Origin of the sequence: Burkholderia sp. Ax-1719, from assembly GCF_011753055.1 — a bacterium.
Taxonomy (GTDB): domain Bacteria; phylum Pseudomonadota; class Gammaproteobacteria; order Burkholderiales; family Burkholderiaceae; genus Paraburkholderia.
In genome coordinates, this window is record NZ_VWWJ01000021.1 from 134603 (window position 1) to 153226 (window position 18624).

The 18624-nt window shown below is 64.1% G+C and carries 15 protein-coding genes and 1 pseudogene; 13 read left to right on the plus strand and 3 right to left on the minus strand.

Features of this window, described 5'->3' with window-relative positions:
* Positions 1 to 89: 89 nt before the first annotated feature.
* Positions 90 to 362, minus strand: a complete 273-nt coding sequence (locus tag F3J17_RS36075) for a hypothetical protein (protein ID WP_205194998.1) — start codon at positions 360 to 362, stop codon at positions 90 to 92.
* 63 nt (positions 363 to 425) lie between these two features.
* Here F3J17_RS36075 and cspD point away from each other — a divergent pair, with 63 nt between their 5' ends.
* Positions 426 to 632, plus strand: coding sequence for a cold shock domain-containing protein CspD (gene cspD, locus F3J17_RS27860; protein WP_017776809.1), 207 nt, complete (start codon positions 426 to 428; stop codon positions 630 to 632).
* A gap of 175 nt (positions 633 to 807) precedes the next feature.
* Here the strand turns inward: cspD and F3J17_RS27865 are convergent, their stop codons facing one another.
* Positions 808 to 2382 (minus strand): multicopper oxidase family protein, encoded by a 1575-nt coding sequence (locus tag F3J17_RS27865; RefSeq protein ID WP_167066797.1) that lies wholly within the window; start codon positions 2380 to 2382, stop codon positions 808 to 810.
* A gap of 641 nt (positions 2383 to 3023) precedes the next feature.
* On the opposite strand from F3J17_RS27865, the gene F3J17_RS27870 reads away from it, so the two are divergent.
* A complete protein-coding gene (locus F3J17_RS27870; protein ID WP_167066800.1) occupies positions 3024 to 3626 on the plus strand; it encodes a lipid-binding SYLF domain-containing protein in 603 nt (200 codons plus the stop codon).
* 132 nt (positions 3627 to 3758) lie between these two features.
* Here the strand turns inward: F3J17_RS27870 and icd are convergent, their stop codons facing one another.
* Positions 3759 to 5015: an NADP-dependent isocitrate dehydrogenase gene (icd, locus tag F3J17_RS27875; RefSeq protein ID WP_167066803.1), complete on the minus strand. Its 1257-nt coding sequence runs from the start codon at positions 5013 to 5015 to the stop codon at positions 3759 to 3761.
* Positions 5016 to 5284: 269 nt separating this feature from the next.
* Here icd and F3J17_RS27880 point away from each other — a divergent pair, with 269 nt between their 5' ends.
* From F3J17_RS27880 to F3J17_RS27930, 11 genes and pseudogenes are all read left to right on the plus strand, one after another.
* Positions 5285 to 5881, plus strand: a complete 597-nt coding sequence (locus F3J17_RS27880; protein ID WP_167066805.1) for a pseudouridine synthase — start codon at positions 5285 to 5287, stop codon at positions 5879 to 5881.
* Between the two features lie 345 nt (positions 5882 to 6226).
* Positions 6227 to 6427 (plus strand): hypothetical protein, encoded by a 201-nt coding sequence (locus tag F3J17_RS27885; RefSeq protein WP_158951189.1) that lies wholly within the window; start codon positions 6227 to 6229, stop codon positions 6425 to 6427.
* Between the two features lie 206 nt (positions 6428 to 6633).
* Positions 6634 to 7143, plus strand: coding sequence for a DUF192 domain-containing protein (locus F3J17_RS27890; RefSeq protein ID WP_167066808.1), 510 nt, complete (start codon positions 6634 to 6636; stop codon positions 7141 to 7143).
* A gap of 270 nt (positions 7144 to 7413) precedes the next feature.
* Positions 7414 to 9522, plus strand: coding sequence for an elongation factor G (fusA, locus tag F3J17_RS27895; RefSeq protein ID WP_167066811.1), 2109 nt, complete (start codon positions 7414 to 7416; stop codon positions 9520 to 9522).
* A gap of 140 nt (positions 9523 to 9662) precedes the next feature.
* A complete protein-coding gene (locus tag F3J17_RS27900) occupies positions 9663 to 10178 on the plus strand; it encodes a cupin domain-containing protein (protein WP_167066814.1) in 516 nt (171 codons plus the stop codon).
* 23 nt (positions 10179 to 10201) lie between these two features.
* The gene (locus tag F3J17_RS27905) at positions 10202 to 11239 is read left to right on the plus strand and encodes a HoxN/HupN/NixA family nickel/cobalt transporter (protein WP_167066818.1); all 1038 of its coding nucleotides are present in this window, start codon (positions 10202 to 10204) and stop codon (positions 11237 to 11239) included.
* A 274-nt stretch (positions 11240 to 11513) separates the two neighbouring features.
* Positions 11514 to 13229 (plus strand): ABC transporter substrate-binding protein, encoded by a 1716-nt coding sequence (locus F3J17_RS27910; protein WP_167066821.1) that lies wholly within the window; start codon positions 11514 to 11516, stop codon positions 13227 to 13229.
* 35 nt (positions 13230 to 13264) lie between these two features.
* Positions 13265 to 14287 (plus strand): ABC transporter permease, encoded by a 1023-nt coding sequence (locus F3J17_RS27915; RefSeq protein WP_167066824.1) that lies wholly within the window; start codon positions 13265 to 13267, stop codon positions 14285 to 14287.
* Between the two features lie 27 nt (positions 14288 to 14314).
* Entirely contained in the window at positions 14315 to 15217 is a 903-nt protein-coding gene (locus F3J17_RS27920) for an ABC transporter permease (RefSeq protein ID WP_167066828.1), read from the plus strand.
* Positions 15218 to 15224: 7 nt separating this feature from the next.
* Positions 15225 to 17465: an ABC transporter ATP-binding protein gene (locus tag F3J17_RS27925; RefSeq protein WP_167066831.1), complete on the plus strand. Its 2241-nt coding sequence runs from the start codon at positions 15225 to 15227 to the stop codon at positions 17463 to 17465.
* Between the two features lie 541 nt (positions 17466 to 18006).
* Positions 18007 to 18624 (plus strand): annotated as a pseudogene (locus F3J17_RS27930) (hypothetical protein); the annotation flags it as partial.

The following is an 18624-nucleotide window of genomic DNA, read 5'->3' on the forward strand; positions in this document are numbered from 1 at the left end:
CCGTGCCACCACACCTCCAATGTCCGCCAAAGCGTCGCTTTCGGGTGTGCCGTTGCAGTGCTTCCCATGTGAGTCGATTATGCGACTTTTCAAGATGGGTCGTGCAACCCCATCGTTGGCGTAGGGACAAAAAGCGAACCCGATGCGCGGATCGGCAACCCACTGCGCTTCGCAGCAGCAAAGGCCGCTAGAAAAGCCGGAAAAACCCTGGAAATGCGATCTTTACAACGCGCAACTGAACGTCTCAAAATATTCTTGACACCAGAATAAAGAGCCTCAACAATCAAGCTGGCACTTTTTTCAACCGCCTTTAATTTCGAAAAAATGCCGTTGGTGAGCTTGTGAGGAGGGGGCGCTCGCATTCCGCGAACGTTTAGCTTTTCGAACTGCTCGTGGTAGTGACATGAGTTACAGGGGAAGTTGGTATGGCAACCGGTACGGTCAAGTGGTTCAACGACGCGAAGGGTTTCGGGTTCATCACGCCGGATGAAGGCGGCGAGGACCTGTTCGCTCACTTTTCGGCTATTCAAATGAATGGCTTCAAGACCCTCAAAGAAGGTCAAAAGGTGAGCTTCGAGGTCGTGCAAGGCCCGAAGGGTAAACAGGCATCGAACATTCAGGCAGCAGCCTGATACGTTCGGTACCCGTACCTTGGAAACCCGGCTTCGGCCGGGTTTCTTTTTTTGTGCGAACGATTTTTATGCGTACTTTATTCGCGCCCAGGCATTTTGAATAAAACACCTGGAATATCACATCGCGCCGACACACTTTTTCACATTCATTTCATTTGCGCGTGCTAATTAAGCATTACGTCACACGCAGCGTGCCCATCATGCCGAGATCTTCATGTTCGAGGATGTGGCAATGGAACATGCGATCGCCCGCATCGCGCTGAACGGTCGCGATATGCACGCTTTCACCTGGCGTCACGTTGACCGTGTCGCGCCAGGCGAGCAAAGGCTCACTCACACGTTTGCCATCGATCTCGCGCGCAAGCACCTGGAACTGCGTGCCGTGCAAATGGAACGGATGATCCATATCGGTCTGGTTCGCAATCGTCCACTGCTCGACCTCATTTCGCCGGCTCGCGAGTGTGATGCGTGCGGGGTCGTATGACGCACCGTTGATCATGAATTGCATACCTTGGGGCATGCCCATCTTTGATGCACCCGGCTGGTGCATCGCGTGCATGTCCATCGCTTCGCTAAATACGACGGATTTTTGACTATCCGATGGCACCAGGGGCGCGATCGGGCGCAGCTGTGCGGGCAGCGCCTTGTTCGTCTCTTCGCCGTCGCCCTGCGGCGCGAACTGCACCTGCGCGAGCGTGACCGCAGGCGTGGGCGGCAAGCTGCCGTGGGTCATTGCCATCTTGCGACGGTCGTATTGCGCCGCGAGCAGACGCGCCGCCGACGCGCCCTGCCCCGCACGCACGATCAATTCGGCGCGCTCGCCAGGCGCGAGCAACAGCGACGTCACACCTTCACGCGGCACGCCCAGCAAACCGCCGTCCGTGCCGACCTGCGCGAAGGCGCGGCCATCGTCGAAGGCCAGCAGCAGATACCGCGCGTTACAGCCGTTCCAGACGCGCCAGCGCTCATCGCGCACGATGTCGATGCGCGGCTCGCGCGCACCGTTCACCAGCACGAACTGACCTTCGCGGCCGTTCATCCAGTCCATCATGCTGTTCGCGGCAATCGTTCCATCGGCGGCCAGCTTCAGATCCGAGACGAACAGATGACGTTCGGGCCAGGCCGCGAGCGGATCGTCGGCAGCACGCACGATGATCGGCCCCGCCAGCCCGCGAAACACCTGCTCCGCCGTATGCATATGCGGATGCGGGTGATACCAGTAAGTCCCCGCGCTGCCTTTCGGCAAGGTGAAGCGATAGGTGTGCTCCGCGCCTGGCAAGACCGGATTCGCCGGGTTGCCGTCCTGGTCGGGCGGCACGGGCAAGCCGTGCCAGTGAATCGTCGTGGGCTGCGCGAGGCGGTTGACCAGACGGATCTCGACGCGATCGCCCTCGCGCACGTCGATCAACGGGCCGATCACCGGCCCTTCGTGATGCGCTGCGTTCGCGTCGTATTGCCAGAACGTGGTGGCCGGCTGTCCCGCGAGCAAAGCATGTGCGGCGGGTTGCGCGATCAGCGTCGCGCGGAACACGCCTGCTTCGCGGCTTTCGTTGGCGAGCGTGCGCAAACCGGCAAGCGGCGCGCCGGCAGGCAGCGCATCAACCGCCGCGAGCGGCGACGCTGCCGGCGCGTGACTCATGCCGGCCATCCCCGACATGCCATCGCCAGATTCCCCAGCGACCGACGCGCGCGCGAAGATCGAGGCGGTAGCGGCGCCCAGCACGCCGGACAAAAACACTCTGCGTTTCATCGATGAATTCCTCAAATACGTCTGCCTGCGCGGCGCGCAAGCGGGCATCGCGTTCGCACACGTTCGTCATGGTGTGCGAAGCACATCGTCAGCGACGGGCGTTCAGACGATAGGAGGAGGCAAAGGCGGCGCGTGGGTGATCCCGGCGCGCAAGGCGGCGACTCGCACTGACGGGGCGTCATGCGCGCTCGTATGGGTATCGATACGGGATTCGAGCGTGGGCGCCCAGCAATGCAGGCCGCAGCCCACGCTGCAACAGCCCGCGTGATGGGTGCAACCGGAGCGGTCGACGCCGCTGCAATGAGCGCGCTGCATCGCCTGCGCGTGCGTGACATGGCTCACGGAAACCGCGTCATGCGGCATGTGTTCGCACGCGTTCGCGCCGCGCATGCCAAGCAGCGCAAACACGCAAACGAGGAGGAAGCGACACAGAATGCCCATCAGAAATACGACGCGAATTTGATGCCCGTCATGATAGCGCACCGCTGGATGCACGACGCGCGCGCTAATCGACCACAAGCCATGACCAGGACAAAGAGACCGGCAGGACTGCTCGCTAAGATCCGACGTCCTCGCCGGCCCGCGGCGTCATCGAGTGCGCTGGCGAGGTTCATCGCCAACGAACCAGGAGCGCCCCACTCATGTCAACCCGACCTCTGCGCATCGCCGCGCTGCTTTCCGCACTAGTTTCCGCCCTGCTCGTCGCAGCCTGTTCGACCACGGGCATGTCGACAACGAGCGCCACGCCACCGACCGCTAACGAAACGAACTCACGCGCACAACTCGAACGCGATGCGCGTGCGGCGCTGAACCAGCTTTACGCAAGCTCGCCTCGCGCACGCGAATTGCGCACCCATGCCACTGCCATCCTGATTTTTCCGGGCATCCTGAAGGCAGGTCTGCTGGTTGGCGGCTCGGGCGGCAATGGCGTGTTGTTCTCGCATGACGGGCGTGTGCTCGGCTACTACAACGCGAGTTCGGTGTCGTACGGCCTTCAGGCAGGCGCGCAGCAATATTCGGAAGCCATGTTCCTGATGACGCACGAAGCGACGCGGTATCTCGACAGCTCAGATGGCTGGTCGGTCGGCGCGGGGCCGAGTGTCGTCGTCGCAGATTCCGGCATGGGCACGGATCTGTCGACCACTACCGCGCGCTCGGACGTCTACGCGTTTATTTATGGTCAGGAAGGATTGATGGCCGGGCTTGGCGTTCAGGGTCAGAAAATTACGCGACTCAGCAATTAATTCACGCCGATGCCGAAAGCAACATGATTCGGATAACGAATCATAAATTCGCGAATTTTAGCAGCCTGAAATGAAAAACCCCGGCAGCCCATGAGGCTCGCCGGGGTTTCGCGTCTTGACGACAACGCGTAATTACAGATTGTCGATCAGCACCTGGCCAAACGCCGAGCACGACACCTGCGTCGCGCCTTCCATCAGCCGTGCGAAGTCATACGTCACGCGCTTCTGCTGAATCGACTTTTCCATCGACGCGATGATCAGATCCGCGGCCTCGGTCCAGCCAAGGTGGCGCAACATCATTTCCGCCGAAAGGATTTCCGAGCCCGGATTCACATAGTCCTTGCCCGCATACTTGGGCGCCGTGCCGTGCGTGGCTTCGAACATCGCCACCGAATCCGACATATTCGCGCCCGGGGCAATGCCGATGCCGCCCACCTGCGCCGCCAGCGCATCCGAAATGTAGTCGCCGTTCAGGTTCAGCGTGGCGATCACGTCGTATTCGGCCGGACGCAGCAGGATCTGCTGGAGGAAGGCGTCGGCGATCACGTCCTTGATGACGATGTCGGCACCCGTCTTCGGGTTCTTGATCTTCATCCACGGGCCGCCGTCGATCAGTTCCGCCGCGAATTCCTTCTGCGCGAGCGCATAACCGTAGTCGCGGAACGCGCCTTCGGTGAACTTCATGATGTTGCCCTTGTGCACCAGCGTGACCGAACGGCGCTCGTTGTCGATCGCGTACTGGATCGCCTTGCGCACGAGGCGTTCGGTGCCTTCGCGCGACACCGGCTTCACGCCAATGCCCGAGCTATCCGGGAAACGGATCTTCGAGATGCCCATTTCGTCGCGCAGGAAAGCGATGAGCTTCTTCGCGCCTTCGGAATCGGCAGGCCATTCGATGCCCGCATAGATGTCTTCCGAGTTCTCGCGGAAGATCACCATGTTGACCTTCTCCGGCGCACGCACCGGCGAAGGCACGCCCTTGAAGTACTGCACCGGACGCAGGCACACATACAGATCGAGTTGCTGGCGCAGGGTGACGTTCAGCGAGCGGATGCCGCCGCCCACCGGCGTCGTCAGCGGCCCCTTGATCGACACGACGTAGTCCTTCACCACATCGAGCGTTTCATCGGGCAGCCAGACATCGGGGCCATAGACGCGCGTGGCCTTCTCGCCCGCGTAGATCTCCATCCAGTGAATCTTGCGCTTGCCGCCGTAGGCCTTCTCCACGGCTGCGTTGACCACCTTGAGCATGACCGGCGTGATATCGACGCCCGTGCCATCGCCTTCGATATACGGGATGATCGGCTGGTCGGAGACATTGAGCGAGAAATCCGGATTGACGGTGATCTTCTCACCGCCCGCCGGGACCTTGATGTGCTGATACGGCATGATCAACTCCAGAAGGGGGATCGGTCTGTGGAGCGCGACAGTTCGCAATGCAATTATTCTGGCCGTTATTCTAGCCCACGCCCCGAACGCTCGTGCCGACGCCCTCTCACCGCTGCGGCGGCATTCGCTCACTGCTGGCTGATGTCTCATGTCTTATATAAGACTCAAGAGATCGACGTGCGCGAGGCGCGACGCGTTATGCATTAAGATCGCGGCGCGACATCCTCTTACCGTTTTTGCATTTTGTTTCTCACACTGCTTCTTTCGCCATGCGCTTGATCGCCCTCAATAAACCGTTCGGCACGATCTGCCAGTTTTCGCCGCACGAGACGCGCCAGTCGCTTGCGGATTGGGTCAAGACGCCGAACGTCTACCCCGCCGGCCGTCTCGACTCCGATAGCGAAGGCCTCCTGCTGCTCACCGACGACGGCGCCTTGCAATCGCGCATCGCCGAACCGAAGCGCAAGCTCGTCAAGCGCTACTGGGCGCAGGTGGAAGGCGCGCCCGGCGACGACGCGCTCGCCGCGCTCGAACGCGGCGTCGATCTCAAGGACTTTGTGACACAGCCATGTCGCGCCAAGAAAATTTCCGATGCCGATGCGGACATGCTTTGGCCGCGCAATCCGCCCATCCGCTTTCGCGCAGCGATTCCCACCACCTGGATCGAACTCGCCATCAGCGAAGGAAAAAACCGTCAGGTGCGGCGTATGACGGCAGCCGTGGGATTTCCGACGCTGCGTCTCGTGCGCGTGGCGATCGGCTCGCTCGATATTTTTTCGCTGGGTCTCACGCCCGGCGAGAGCGTCGATGTGCCTGTGGATGCGCCGTGGAAGCCCGCAATGCATGCGCGACGCGCGCACAAGTAACTGTTGCGCAAGCACTTTTTGCGTTCGACATGCGTTTTGAGCCTGTAAAAAGCGTGTCTTTCAGTTGCCACGCATAGCTGAAAAATCGCAAAGCAAATGGAAACTTCGCGTCAACCGCTTCGCGAGACCATGCGTTAAATCACGCAGATGCCGCCCGAAGCTATCCGGCATTCAGCCTTCAGGGTCCTCGCAGCAATGCACGGTCCCGACCGCTGGCAGACACGAATTGCAAGTTCACAAGAATTTGTCGATCCGACTGTCAACCGAAAGGTGGATGGCACGTTTACCGACCTGATCCAATAACCGGGTCACTTGGTTAATTAACTCAAGCTGAGGATTCACAAAATGAACAAACTGATCGCTGCTCTGGTCGCTGGCCTCTTCGCATCGGCTGCATTCGCACAAGCTTCGGCTCCGGAAGCTGCTTCGGCTGCTCCGGCAGCTGCTGCTTCGTCGGCACACAAGGCTTCGCACAAGAAGTCGCACAAGAAGTCGTCGCACAAGAAGGCAGCTAAGGCTGAAGCAGCTTCGGCAGCTTCGGAGTAAGCTTCTTGTAAGACGCAACGAAGAATGGCGCTCCGCGCCGATCTTCGCTTCGTTTGAAAGGCAGAGTGTCGCAAGGCGCTCTGCCTTTTGTTTTTGCAGCGTCGCCATGTTGCTGCGAATGTCACTGTTATCGCGCTGCAAGTTTTGACCCGCGCCGACCTGGTCGCGTAACATGCGCGGACTAATCTCTAGCAAGGAGCTCACTCGTGCGATTTTCCCTGCGCCCGCTGATCGCGCGCTGCGCGCTCGCAGCGTTTGCCACCGTGTCGGCCTTCACGTTCTCGTCGGCCCTGATCAGCACACCGGCATACGCCCAGCAGATGCCGCCCGGCGCGAAGCAGCCCGGCGATTTTCCGCGTTTGAAGCTCACGGCAGGCATGTTCGTGATCGACGCCGCCGTCGCCGCCAATGATGCGGATCGCGAGCAAGGCCTCATGTATCGCACGCAGCTCGCGCCCAACGAAGGCATGCTGTTCGTGTTCGGCGAAAACGCCGTGCACTGCTTCTGGATGAAGAACACGCTGATCCCGCTGTCGATCGCCTTCATGCGCGCCGACGGCACGATCACCGACATCGACGAGATGCAGGCGGAAACGACCAACAATCACTGCCCGCGCAACAACGGTGTCTATGCCCTGGAAATGAGCAAGGGCTTCTTCACGTCGAAGGGCATCAAGCCCGGCATGAAGATCGACGGTCTGCCGCCGCTGCAATAAGCGCTGTAGCACGCGCGCCAAAAACCGGTTCCGCTCCAGGCGGCGCCGGTTTTTTTTCGCCCACGCACCGGCTGGCAAGGGTCGCGCGGCCGCTATGACACCCTTACCAGCAAAAGCCGCGCGCAAGCGCTATCCTAGTAATCCGCCGCGCAGCACAGGCTTGACCCGGAACAGTCCGGACCAGCCACCGCGCGGGCCGCCGGACCGCGCGCAGGCCGCGCCGCGCGCCGCCCGGCACTTTCCATGGCGCGTCTTTCCAAGGAGATCACCGTGCCTCGCAAGACTCCCATCGAGCGCTATCGCAATATTGGCATTAGCGCCCACATCGATGCCGGCAAAACCACCACGACCGAGCGCATCCTTTTCTATACCGGTGTGAATCACAAGCTCGGCGAGGTTCACGACGGCGCGGCGACCATGGACTGGATGGAGCAGGAGCAGGAACGCGGCATCACGATCACCTCGGCCGCGACGACTGCGTTCTGGAAAGGCATGGCCGGCAACTACCCCGAACACCGCATCAACATCATCGACACCCCGGGGCACGTGGACTTCACGATTGAAGTCGAGCGTTCCATGCGCGTGCTCGACGGCGCATGCATGGTGTACGACTCGGTCGGCGGCGTGCAGCCGCAGTCGGAAACCGTGTGGCGTCAGGCGAACAAGTACAAGGTGCCGCGCATTGCGTTCGTCAACAAGATGGACCGTGTCGGTGCGGACTTTTTCCGCGTGCAGCGTCAGATCGGCGAGCGCCTGAAAGGCGTGGCGGTGCCGATCCAGATTCCGGTCGGCGCGGAAGATCACTTCCAGGGCGTGGTCGATCTCGTGAAGATGAAGGCGATCGTCTGGGACGACGAAAGCCAGGGCGTGAAGTTCGAGTACGAAGAGATCCCGGCGAATCTGCTTGAGACGGCGAAGGAGTGGCACGGCAAGATGGTCGAAGCCGCCGCCGAAGCCGACGAAGCGCTGCTCGAAAAGTACCTCGAAGATCACGAAAGCCTGACCGAAGACGAAATCAAGGCGGCGCTGCGCAAGCGCACCATCGCCGGCGAAATCGTGCCGATGCTGTGCGGCAGCGCGTTCAAGAACAAGGGCGTGCAGGCCATGCTCGACGCCGTGATCGACTATCTGCCCTCGCCGGTGGACGTGCCCGCTATCCTCGGCCACGACCTGAGCGACAAGGAAATCGAACGTCATCCGAGCGACGACGAGCCCTTCTCCGCGCTCGCGTTCAAGATCATGACCGACCCGTTCGTCGGTCAGCTGATCTTCTTCCGCGTCTATTCGGGCGTGGTGGAATCGGGCGACACGGTGCTCAACGCGATCAAGGAAAAGCGCGAGCGCCTCGGCCGCATCCTGCAGATGCACGCCAACGAGCGCAAGGAAATCAAGGAAGTGCGCGCGGGCGATATCGCCGCCGCTGTGGGCCTGAAAGAAGCCACCACCGGCGACACGCTGTGCGATCCGGCCAACCCGATCGTGCTCGAACGCATGATCTTCCCGGAACCGGTGATCTCGCAGGCCGTGGAGCCGAAGACCAAGGCCGACCAGGAAAAGATGGGCATCGCGCTCAATCGTCTGGCGCAGGAAGACCCGTCGTTCCGCGTGCAGACCGATGAGGAATCCGGCCAGACCATCATCTCCGGCATGGGCGAGCTGCACCTGGAAATTCTGGTCGATCGGATGAAGCGCGAGTTCGGCGTGGAAGCGACGGTCGGCAAGCCGCAGGTGGCGTATCGCGAAACGGTGAAGAACAAGGTCGAGGATGTCGAAGGCAAGTTCGTCAAGCAGTCGGGCGGGCGCGGCCAGTACGGCCACGCGGTCATCACGCTCGAACCGCAAACGCCGGGCAAGGGCTACGAATTCGTCGATGCCATCAAGGGCGGCGTGATTCCGCGCGAATTCATTCCGGCGGTCGACAAGGGCATCCAGGAAACGCTGAAGGCGGGCGTGCTCGCGGGTTATCCGGTGGTGGACACCAAGGTGACGCTCACGTTCGGTTCGTACCACGACGTGGACTCGAACGAAAACGCCTTCCGCATGGCCGGTTCGATGGCCTTCAAGGAAGCGATGCGCAAAGCAAAGCCGATCCTGCTCGAACCGATGATGGCGGTGGAAGTGGAAACGCCCGAGGACTTCATGGGCAACGTGATGGGCGATCTGTCGAGCCGTCGCGGCATCGTGCAGGGCATGGAGGACATCGCGGGCGGCGGCGGCAAGATCGTGCGCGCCGAAGTGCCGCTGTCGGAAATGTTCGGCTACTCGACTTCGCTGCGCTCGCTCACGCAGGGCCGCGCGACGTACACGATGGAGTTCAAGCACTACTCGGAAACGCCGCAAAACGTGGCCGAAGCGGTCATCAACGCGAAGAAAACCTAAGCCCACGCGTTCCATGCTTCAACCGAAAGCCCGTCCCTCACCGGACGGGCTTTTTTGTTCCGCGCGCGAGTGTTTTTTGACCGTGCCACAATGAAAAGCGAGCGTTCAGCGAGCGCCAAGCCCAATCGAGGAGACACGACATGAGCCACGATCACGACCATGAGCACCCTCACGAACACGATCACGACCAGCCTGTGGACTGGCGCGAAAACGGCGTCAAGGTAATCCGCGGCGATCAACTCGACAGCAATACCGCGCAGACGCCCGGCATGAACCGCGCCGCCGCCATCAACGCGGCGCGCGTGGGCGCGCAGAAAATCTGGGCCGGCACCGTGACGATCCACCCGAACGCCAAAACCGGCGCGCATCACCACGGCGCACTGGAAAGCGTGATCTACGTGGTGCGCGGCCACGCGCGCATGCGCTGGGGCGAACATCTGGAATTTACCGCCGAAGCCGGGCCCGGCGACTTTATCTTCGTGCCGCCCTACGTACCGCACCAGGAAATCAACGCCAGCACCGACGATCCGCTCGAATGCGTGCTGGTGCGAAGCGACAACGAAGCCGTGGTCGTGAACCTGAACATCGACGCCGTCGAAGCGCCCGAAACGGTCTACTGGGTCGATCCGATCCATCGTCATCCTCACGATCACTGAATCGCTCCCCCCGTAAAAACAGCATGACACCGACCGCCACGCCGCTGCGCCGCCGACTGATTCCGCTCTATGCCGTGCTGATCGCCGCGAATCTCGCGGCCTGGGCGTGGGCGCTGATCGCCTTTCGTCACTATCCGCTGCTGCTCGGCACCGCCCTGCTCGCCTATGGCTTCGGCCTGCGACATGCGGTGGACGCCGATCACATCGCCGCCATCGACGCCGTCACGCGCAAGCTCATGCAGCGCGGCCAGCAGCCGATCGGTGTGGGGCTCGCGTTTTCGCTCGGGCATTCGACCATCGTTGTCGCGGCGACGGTCGGCATCGCGCTTTCGGCGCTTACGCTGCATGGGCGATTCGAGCAGTTCCACGAGATCGGCTCGACTATCGGCACTCTCGTGTCGTCGGGCTTTCTGCTGGTGCTCGCGGGCGTGAATCTGGTGATCCTGCGCGACGTCTGGCGGCGTTATCGCCAGGCCGGGCGCGCACCGGACGAGCACGCCGCGCAGCTTGCGGCGCAGGCCAGCGCGCCTGCCGGTCTGCTCTCGCGCGCACTGCGCCCGCTCTTCAGGCTCGTCACGAAAAGCTGGCACATGTATCCCGTCGGCGTGCTGTTTGGCCTGGGATTCGACACGGCGACGGAAATCGGTCTGCTGGCGATTGCCGCCGCCGAAGCGGGCAAGGGCCTGCCGATGTACTCGATCCTCGTGTTCCCGGCGCTCTTCACGGCGGGCATGACGCTGGTCGATTCCACCGACAACGTGCTGATGGTCCATGCCTACGGCTGGGCGATGGACGACCCGCGCCGCAAGCTCTACTACAACGCCAGCATCACGTTTGTCTCCGCGCTGGTGGCGATCGTGATCGGCGGCGTGGAAGCCGTGGGCCTGATCGGCGACAAGCTCGGCGCGAGCGGCGGAGTGTGGGCGATCGCCAGCGATCTGAACGACCGTTTCGGCGAGCTGGGATATGGGATCGTCGCGCTCTTCATCGCCTGCTGGATCGGCTCGGTGCTGTTCCATCGCTGGCGTCGCCCGGCGGTGAGCGCGGGCGGGCCGCTGTGATTTTTCCCTTGCGATAGCGGACGACCGCGCCGCTTTCGCAGCGTCTTGCGCAACGGCACAGCCACAGGCTGACAAACCGCGCGCCGCCCCTGCCCGCGCTCGCGCCAGAGCGCAACCCCGCACAACCCTGGGCCTCGTGCCGATCTCCGAAAACGCGTAAACTGGTCCGACCAGGTCTCAAACGTCGTCCGCCGCACCGCATGCCGCCGTCGTGGCTGCTTCCCTACCTGAAGCCGCCGCGCCCATTCACGGAACCGCACGGAATCTCGCGCCGATGAAACGTCCGCAGTCCCGCTCTTCCCGCCCGCTTGCGCACGCCAGCGCACCGTCCAGCCTCGAAAACCCGCGTCTTGAACCGCTGCGCCGCGTCGCAGGGGACTACGGCAACCACGCCATCGACGAATTGCTCGCCGGTCGCCTCACACGCCGCGAACTGCTGCGCTTTGCGAGCGTACTCGGCCTGTCGAGTCTCGCGTTGGCGGGCGGCGGCTTGATCGCGCCGCAGAACGCCCGCGCCCAGGCCGCGGGCAAACCTGGCAACCAGACCATCCGCGTCGCCCATCTGATGCCGGCGGGCGCCGTCGATCCGCTCACGGTCACCGATGCCGGCGCGCTGTGTCTCCTGAACCAGACCGGCGAATTCCTCGCCAACGACGACGCTGACGGCCATCTGCAACCCGCGCTCGCCCTGTCCTGGCAGCCCAACGACAAGGCCGACGTCTGGACCTTCAAGCTGCGCCCTGGCGTCAAATTCCACGATGGCCAGCCGTTCGGCGCAAAGGACGTGGTGGCCACGTTCGACCGCCTCGCCGACCCGGCCAGCGGCTCGGCGGCGCTCTCGGTCCTCAAGGGCGTGCTCTCGAAAGGCGGCACGAAGCTCGTCGACGAACACACCGTCGCGTTTCATCTGGATGCGCCCAACGGCAACTTCCCCTACTACGTCTCGTCGGACAACTACAACGCCGTGCTGCTGCCCGCGAATTACGCTGGCAACTACGAGAAAAGCTTTATCGGCACCGGCCCGTTCAAGCTCGAAAAGTTCGAAGCGCGGCGCGGCGCGAGCTTCGTGCGCCACGACGGCTACTGGGGCGACAAGGCGCTGCCCGAACGCGTGCAGTTCGCCTTCTACGCCGACGAGCAGGCGCAGATTCTCGCGCTGCAAGGCCGACAGGCCGACGTGATGGGCACCTTCACCGTGCAGGGCGGCATCGGCATTCTCAACAATCCGGATTTCAAGGTGATCGGCGTGCGTTCGAGCGCGCATCGCCAGATTCACATGCGCAACGACGTCGCGCAATTCAAGGACAAGCGCGTGCGCCAGGCGCTGGCGCTCGCACTCGATCGCGACGTGATGGTGCGCGGCCTCTTCAAGGGCCGCGCCGTGGTGGGCAACGACAGCCCGTTCGCGCCAATCTTCCCGTCGACGGCCACGACCGTGCCGCAACGCAAGGTCGATCTGGCGAAGGCGCGTCAATTGCTCGCGCAGGCGGGCGTGGCCAACGGCTTCGACGCGACGCTCACGACCGAGAAGTACATGGAGATTCCCGATCTGGCCGTGGTCGTGCAGAACGCGGCCAAGGCGATCGGCGTGCGCATCACGCTGAAAGTGGAGAGCCAGTCGCAGTACTACGGCGCGGGCACCTACGGCAAATCGGACTGGCTCGACGCGCCGCTGGGTATCACCGATTACGGCCATCGCGGCGTGCCGAACGTATTCCTCAACGCGCCGCTCACAAGCGGCGGCACGTGGAACGCAGCGCATTTCCGCAATCCGCAGTACGACAAGCTGGTCGCGCAATTCGTGGCGACGCTCGACGTCGCCGCGCAAAAGCAGGTGTCCGCGCAGATCCAGACGCTGCTGCTCGACGAAACGCCCATGATCATCCCGTACTTCTACGATCAGTTGATCGCGCAAAGCACGAAGCTCTCGGGCGTGCACTTCACGGCGCTCGCGCAGTTGTACTTCGACCGCGCCACGCTTTCGGGCTGAGCGCGGGCTGACTCACGGCGTCGAAGAAACCGCGCATGGCCACTGAGCTGACGAGACCGCCCCACCTCCCTCGCCGTGCACCGCGCCAGCGCCTGGGCAGCGGCGCGGCGCGCTTTCTCGCGCAACGCGCCGCGTGGGCGCTGTTCACGCTGTGGCTGCTCTCCGTGCTGGTGTTCGCGGGCGGCCAGCTGCTGCCCGGCGACATCGGCCGCGCGGTGCTGGGGCCACTCGCCGATGCCCGCGCCGTGGCCGCGCTCAACCACCAGTTGGGCGCGGACCGCCCGCTGCTCGATCAATACGGCGGCTGGATCGGCCATGCGCTGCGCGGCGACTTCGGCACGTCGTGGACCTTCCGCCAACCCGTCGCGCCGATGGTCGGCGACGCCCTGCTGCAAACGGCAAAGCTCGGCTTTCTGGCGTTTATCGTGGTGGTGCCGCTTGGCATCGGCGGCGGCGTGTGGGCGGCGCTCAACGGCGGGCGCTGGCTCGATCGCCTCATCAGCACGCTCGGGCTATGCGCGAGCGCGGTGCCGGAATTCGTTTCGTCGATTGCGCTGATTCTCGTGTTCGGCGTGTGGCTGCGCTGGCTGCCGATCGAAGCCGTCGCGCCGCCCGATGCGGGCGTGTTCGAAACGCTGCGCCATCTGGTGCTGCCCGTGCTGCCGCTCGTGCTGGTGTTCTTCGGCTATCTCGCCCGCATCGCGCGAGCGGGCATGCTCGAAGCGCTCGACGCCGATTACACCCGCACCGCCATCCTCAAAGGGCTGCCGCGCCATACCGTGATCGTGCGCCACGTGCTGCGCAATGCGCTGCTGCCCAGCGTCACGGTGGCGGCTACGCAGCTCGGCTATCTGATCGGCGGGCTGGTGGTGGTGGAGTCGCTGTTCCGCTATCCGGGCATCGGCTCGCTGATCTACAACGCGGCCAAGGCGAAGGACTTTCCGCTGCTCGAAGCGGGCGTGCTGACGGTGGGCCTCGTCTATACGCTTGCGAATCTGGCGGCCGATCTGCTGCACGCGCTGTTCGATCCGCGCCTGCGCAATCCTTCCGGCCGATGAAGGTCGATCAATGTCGATAAGCGCCCCATGACCGATACGGCCTCCGAAACGATCAGCGATGACGCGGCGCACGCGCCCTCGCACGAGCCATCGCACGAACCATCGCGCTTCGCGGCAACGCTGCGCCTGCTGCTGCGCTCGCCCACCTTCGTGGTGGGTGCGCTGATCCTGCTCGCGTGGATCGTCTGCGCGATTGCGGGTGCGTGGATCGCGCCGTACGACGCCTACGCTTCCGATCCGCTCAGCTCGCTGCTGCCGCCCGATCACACGCATTGGTGCGGCACCGATCAGCTTGGCCGCGACATCTGCTCGCGTGTGATCGTCGGCGCACGCGACATTCTCACGATCGCGCCGCTCGCCACCTTGACCGGCACGCTCGCGGGTGCGGCGCTTGGCCTACTTACCGGCTATCTGGAAGGCTGGGGCGGCACGCTGGTCGCGCGCGCGCTCGACGCCGTGCTGGCGCTGCCGCTCGTGATCGTCGCCCTGCTGGTGCTCGCGGCTGTGGGCGCATCGAATCTCGCCGTGGTGCTGGTGATCGGCATCACCTTCGCGCCGCTGGTCGCGCGCACGGTGCGCGCCGCGGTGCTGGCCGAACGTCATCTCGACTACGTGGCGGCGGCGCGCCTGCGCGGCGAGCGCGCGCTCTACGTGATGTTCGCGGAGATCCTGCCCAACGTCTGGCCGCCCATCGTCGTCGAGGCCACCGTGCGGCTGGGCTACGCGATCTTCGCGGTCGCAACGCTGTCGTTTCTCGGCTTCGGCATCCAGCCGCCTTCCGCCGACTGGGGACTTGCACTGGCGGAGTCGTACGCGCTGCTCGCGGGCGGCGCGTGGTGGACCGTGGCGTTCGATGCGCTCGCCATCGCCTCGCTGGTGGTCGCCGCCAATCTGATCGCCGATAGCCTGCGCGAGGTGCTTGAAACATGAGCGAAACATGAACGCCGGCACCGCCCGCGGCCCCGCTCTCGCCACCTTCAGCGCCCCGCGCGCCGACGATGCGCTCGCGCTCGTCGGCCTGACGGTGTCGTACCGCGTGCGCGGGCGCGATCGCGACGTGCTCACCGACGTCTCGCTGCGCATCAAACGCGGCGAAGCCTTTGGGCTCGTCGGCGAATCGGGCTGCGGCAAATCGACGGTGGCGCTGGCCGTGCTGCGCTATCTCGCCCACAACGGCCGCGTGAAATCCGGCCGCATCGCCATCGGCGGCGAGGACGTGCTCAAGCTCAATCGCGAAGGCTTGCGTCTGCTGCGCGCGCACAAGGTCTCGATGGTCTATCAGGATCCGGCGAGCGCGCTCAACCCGACGCTCACCATCGCGCGGCAGCTCAGCGAGGCCTTCGAAGCCGCGGGTGCGAGCGCCACCGACGCGCTCGCTCAGGCGCACGCGATGCTCGCCCGCGTGCGCATTGCCGATCCCGCGCGCGTGATGGCGAGCTGGCCGCATCAGCTTTCGGGCGGCATGCAGCAGCGCGTGGTGATCGCGATGGCGCTGGCCTCGAACCCCACCCTGCTGATTCTCGACGAACCCACCACCGGCCTCGACGCCACCGTCGAAGCCGAAGTGCTCGCGCTCGTCGCGCAGTTGCGTGCGGAACTCGGCATGGCGGTGCTGCTCATCAGCCACGATCTGGGCGTGATCGCGCGCATGTGCGAGCGCGTGGGCGTGCTTTACGCGGGGCGTCTGGTGGAAGAAGGCGCGACGCAGGATGTGTTCGCTCGCGCGCGCCATCCGTACACGGTGGGTTTGTTGCGCTGCCTGCCCGCGCCAGGTCGCACCAAAGCGCACGGCACGCTCGATACGATTGCGGGCGAACTGCCCGCGCCGGGCACGCTCACGCACGGCTGCGTCTACGCGCCGCGCTGCCGCATGGCCGACGCGCGCTGCCGCGAGCATGCGCCGCCGCCGCATCGCATGGAAGCGCCGCATGGCGAGCAGATGGCGCGTTGCCACTACCACGAACGCGCCATCGACCTGCCCGCAGCGGACGCGGCGAATACAAGCGATATCGATACATTCGATGCGCGCGCAAGCGCACAGAGCGCCACGCACCCAACCGAAGCGGCCAGACAAGACGCCATACAACAGACAAACGAACAAACAGACAAAACGCCTGTGGCAAGCGGGCAGCGCGCCGCGCCCATCGTGCTGCGCGCGGCCCATCTTTCGCTGACCTTCGGTCACGGCGCGCGATCCTGGCGCGTGCTCAACGATGTCTCGCTCGCCTTGCGTGCGGGCGAAACGCTCGGGCTTGTCGGTGAATCGGGCAGCGGCAAGACGACACTCGCAAAGCTCCTGCTAGGGGTACATAGCGCCGATGCGGGCGGCACGATCGAACTCGACGGCCAGCCGCTTTCGGCACGTCTTGCACAGCGCCATGCCCGCGCATTGCGCGCGCTGCGCATCGTGTTCCAGCATCCCGATGCCTCGCTCAACCGCGCGTTGCCCGTGAAGCGGCTGGTTGGCCGCGCCCTCGTGCGTGCCGAAGGCGAAGGCTCTGCAACGAGCACGAGCGCCGACCCCACGCCTCGCGTCGCCAGTCTGCTCGACGCCGTGCGCGTGCCCCTGCGCTATCTCAACGCGCGTGCCCGGCAGCTTTCGGGCGGCCTCAAACAGCGCGTGGCGATTGCCCAGGCCTTCGCGGGCGAGCCGCGCGTGGTGATCTGCGACGAGCCGACCTCGGCGCTCGATGTCTCGGTGCAAGCGGCGATCCTGAACCTGCTCGCGCGTCTGCAACGCGAGCGCGGCGTGAGCTATCTCTTCATCTCGCATGATCTTGAGGTGGTGCGCTATCTCGCGGATCGCGTGATGGTGCTCTACGCGGGCCATGTGCTGGAAAGCGGTCCGGCGAGCGCGGTGCTCGGCGGCCCTTGCCATCCTTACACCGAAATGTTGCTCAACGCCGGCAAGGCGACGTCGAGCGATCCGGCGCGCAGCAGCGCCACGATCGCCACGATAGCCGCGGCACATTCAAGCACGGGCTGCGTGTTCAGCGGCCGCTGCCCGCGCAAGCTCGGCGCGATCTGCGACGAGAGCGCTCCACCCTTCGATGCCGATGACCGTACCGATGGCGACGGCCATCGCATCCGCTGCCATATCCCCGCCGCCGAACTACGCGAATTGCAGCGCGGGCTCAGTGTGGCATCGGGCGATTCGTCAGACACACAGAAGGTCTGACGAAACCCGCCTGCGGAAACTCGTTGCGTTGTCCGCGTTTGAAACGGATTTCGACATTCCGCACTGACACGTTTCATCGCCGAAACGTTTTCAGCGATTTTTCCTGCGCCAGCACCATAGGTGAATTGTAAAGTCCCCTACCTACGGCCTTTTGCGGCCGATGGCACAGAACTCGCTATATCGATACCAGGCATCCGGTCGCCGCCTGACGACGGCTCAGGGCGTGTAAGCGCCCTGCATCGAACCAGGCGAACGGATGACCGGACGCACGACGCGCTTGCTTTCTGCCGCTCCGCCATCGGGCTGACGACAATCGGCAAGGACTCCTGCACAAACCGGTCATCCGATGCGAAGCCGGCCGTGTGCCTCGTGTACCGCTCCAACTGGCATGACATGGCGCTCCCACGATATGGAGCGCACACCGGCGCAAAGCGGATCCAGCCTGACGGGGGTCGGCGTTGACGCAGTTACTGCGCGACGTCAGACACAAGGCGCAAGAGAAGCGAAGCGGACACGCGCCATCGCTTCCCGGGAGGACGTCATGAAGAACAGATCATTTCATCAGTACTGCTACGGGGTTGGCCGAGGACTCGCTATTGTTGCAATCGGCGCGGCGGGAGCCAGCGTGCTCCTGCCCGCCGTCGGCGCGCACGCCGAAAGCAACGTCACGTCCCCGACCTGGATGATCGTCGCCGATGCCGCATTGCCGGCGAGCGGCGGCGCAGTCAACGACGCCGGGATGCCGGTCGAAGGCTCGGGTCCGGGTTCGTCGGCCACGGCTGGAACCGCGGGCGGCGCCGGGACGGCAGGCGGCTCGACGCCGATGTCGGGCGCGAGCCCGTTCGGCGCGGCCAGCGCCCTTCCGGCAAGCAGCGCGGGCGCAGCGACAGCGCCCGGCAAGGCGGCTGGCGCAGGTGCGCCTGGCGCGGCAGGCACCGCCGGTACGGCCGGTACTGCGGGCACAGCGGCGGGCACAGCGGGCGCTGGCAGCGACACCACGAGCGAAGCGTCTGACGCCGCCACGGTCTTCCTGCCGAAGAACTGCTACGGCAACAACAGCGGCAACTGCGGCCAGGGCGGCCGCGGCGGCAGTGGCAACGGATCGTCGAGTTCGGCCAGCGCGGGCGGTGTCGGCGCGGGCGTTTCCGGCAGCACGAGT

Coding starts and splice junctions, on each gene's coding strand:
- F3J17_RS27880 (WP_167066805.1), top strand. CDS start 5,285: ATGCGCTTGATCGCCCTCAATAAACCGTTCGGCACGATCTGCCAGTTT.
- F3J17_RS36075 (WP_205194998.1), bottom strand. CDS start 362: ATGCGAGCGCCCCCTCCTCACAAGCTCACCAACGGCATTTTTTCGAAA.
- cspD (WP_017776809.1), top strand. CDS start 426: ATGGCAACCGGTACGGTCAAGTGGTTCAACGACGCGAAGGGTTTCGGG.
- icd (WP_167066803.1), bottom strand. CDS start 5,015: ATGCCGTATCAGCACATCAAGGTCCCGGCGGGCGGTGAGAAGATCACC.
- F3J17_RS27865 (WP_167066797.1), bottom strand. CDS start 2,382: ATGAAACGCAGAGTGTTTTTGTCCGGCGTGCTGGGCGCCGCTACCGCC.
- F3J17_RS27915 (WP_167066824.1), top strand. CDS start 13,265: ATGGCCACTGAGCTGACGAGACCGCCCCACCTCCCTCGCCGTGCACCG.
- F3J17_RS27900 (WP_167066814.1), top strand. CDS start 9,663: ATGAGCCACGATCACGACCATGAGCACCCTCACGAACACGATCACGAC.
- F3J17_RS27925 (WP_167066831.1), top strand. CDS start 15,225: ATGAACGCCGGCACCGCCCGCGGCCCCGCTCTCGCCACCTTCAGCGCC.
- F3J17_RS27870 (WP_167066800.1), top strand. CDS start 3,024: ATGTCAACCCGACCTCTGCGCATCGCCGCGCTGCTTTCCGCACTAGTT.
- F3J17_RS27885 (WP_158951189.1), top strand. CDS start 6,227: ATGAACAAACTGATCGCTGCTCTGGTCGCTGGCCTCTTCGCATCGGCT.
- F3J17_RS27920 (WP_167066828.1), top strand. CDS start 14,315: ATGACCGATACGGCCTCCGAAACGATCAGCGATGACGCGGCGCACGCG.
- F3J17_RS27905 (WP_167066818.1), top strand. CDS start 10,202: ATGACACCGACCGCCACGCCGCTGCGCCGCCGACTGATTCCGCTCTAT.
- F3J17_RS27910 (WP_167066821.1), top strand. CDS start 11,514: ATGAAACGTCCGCAGTCCCGCTCTTCCCGCCCGCTTGCGCACGCCAGC.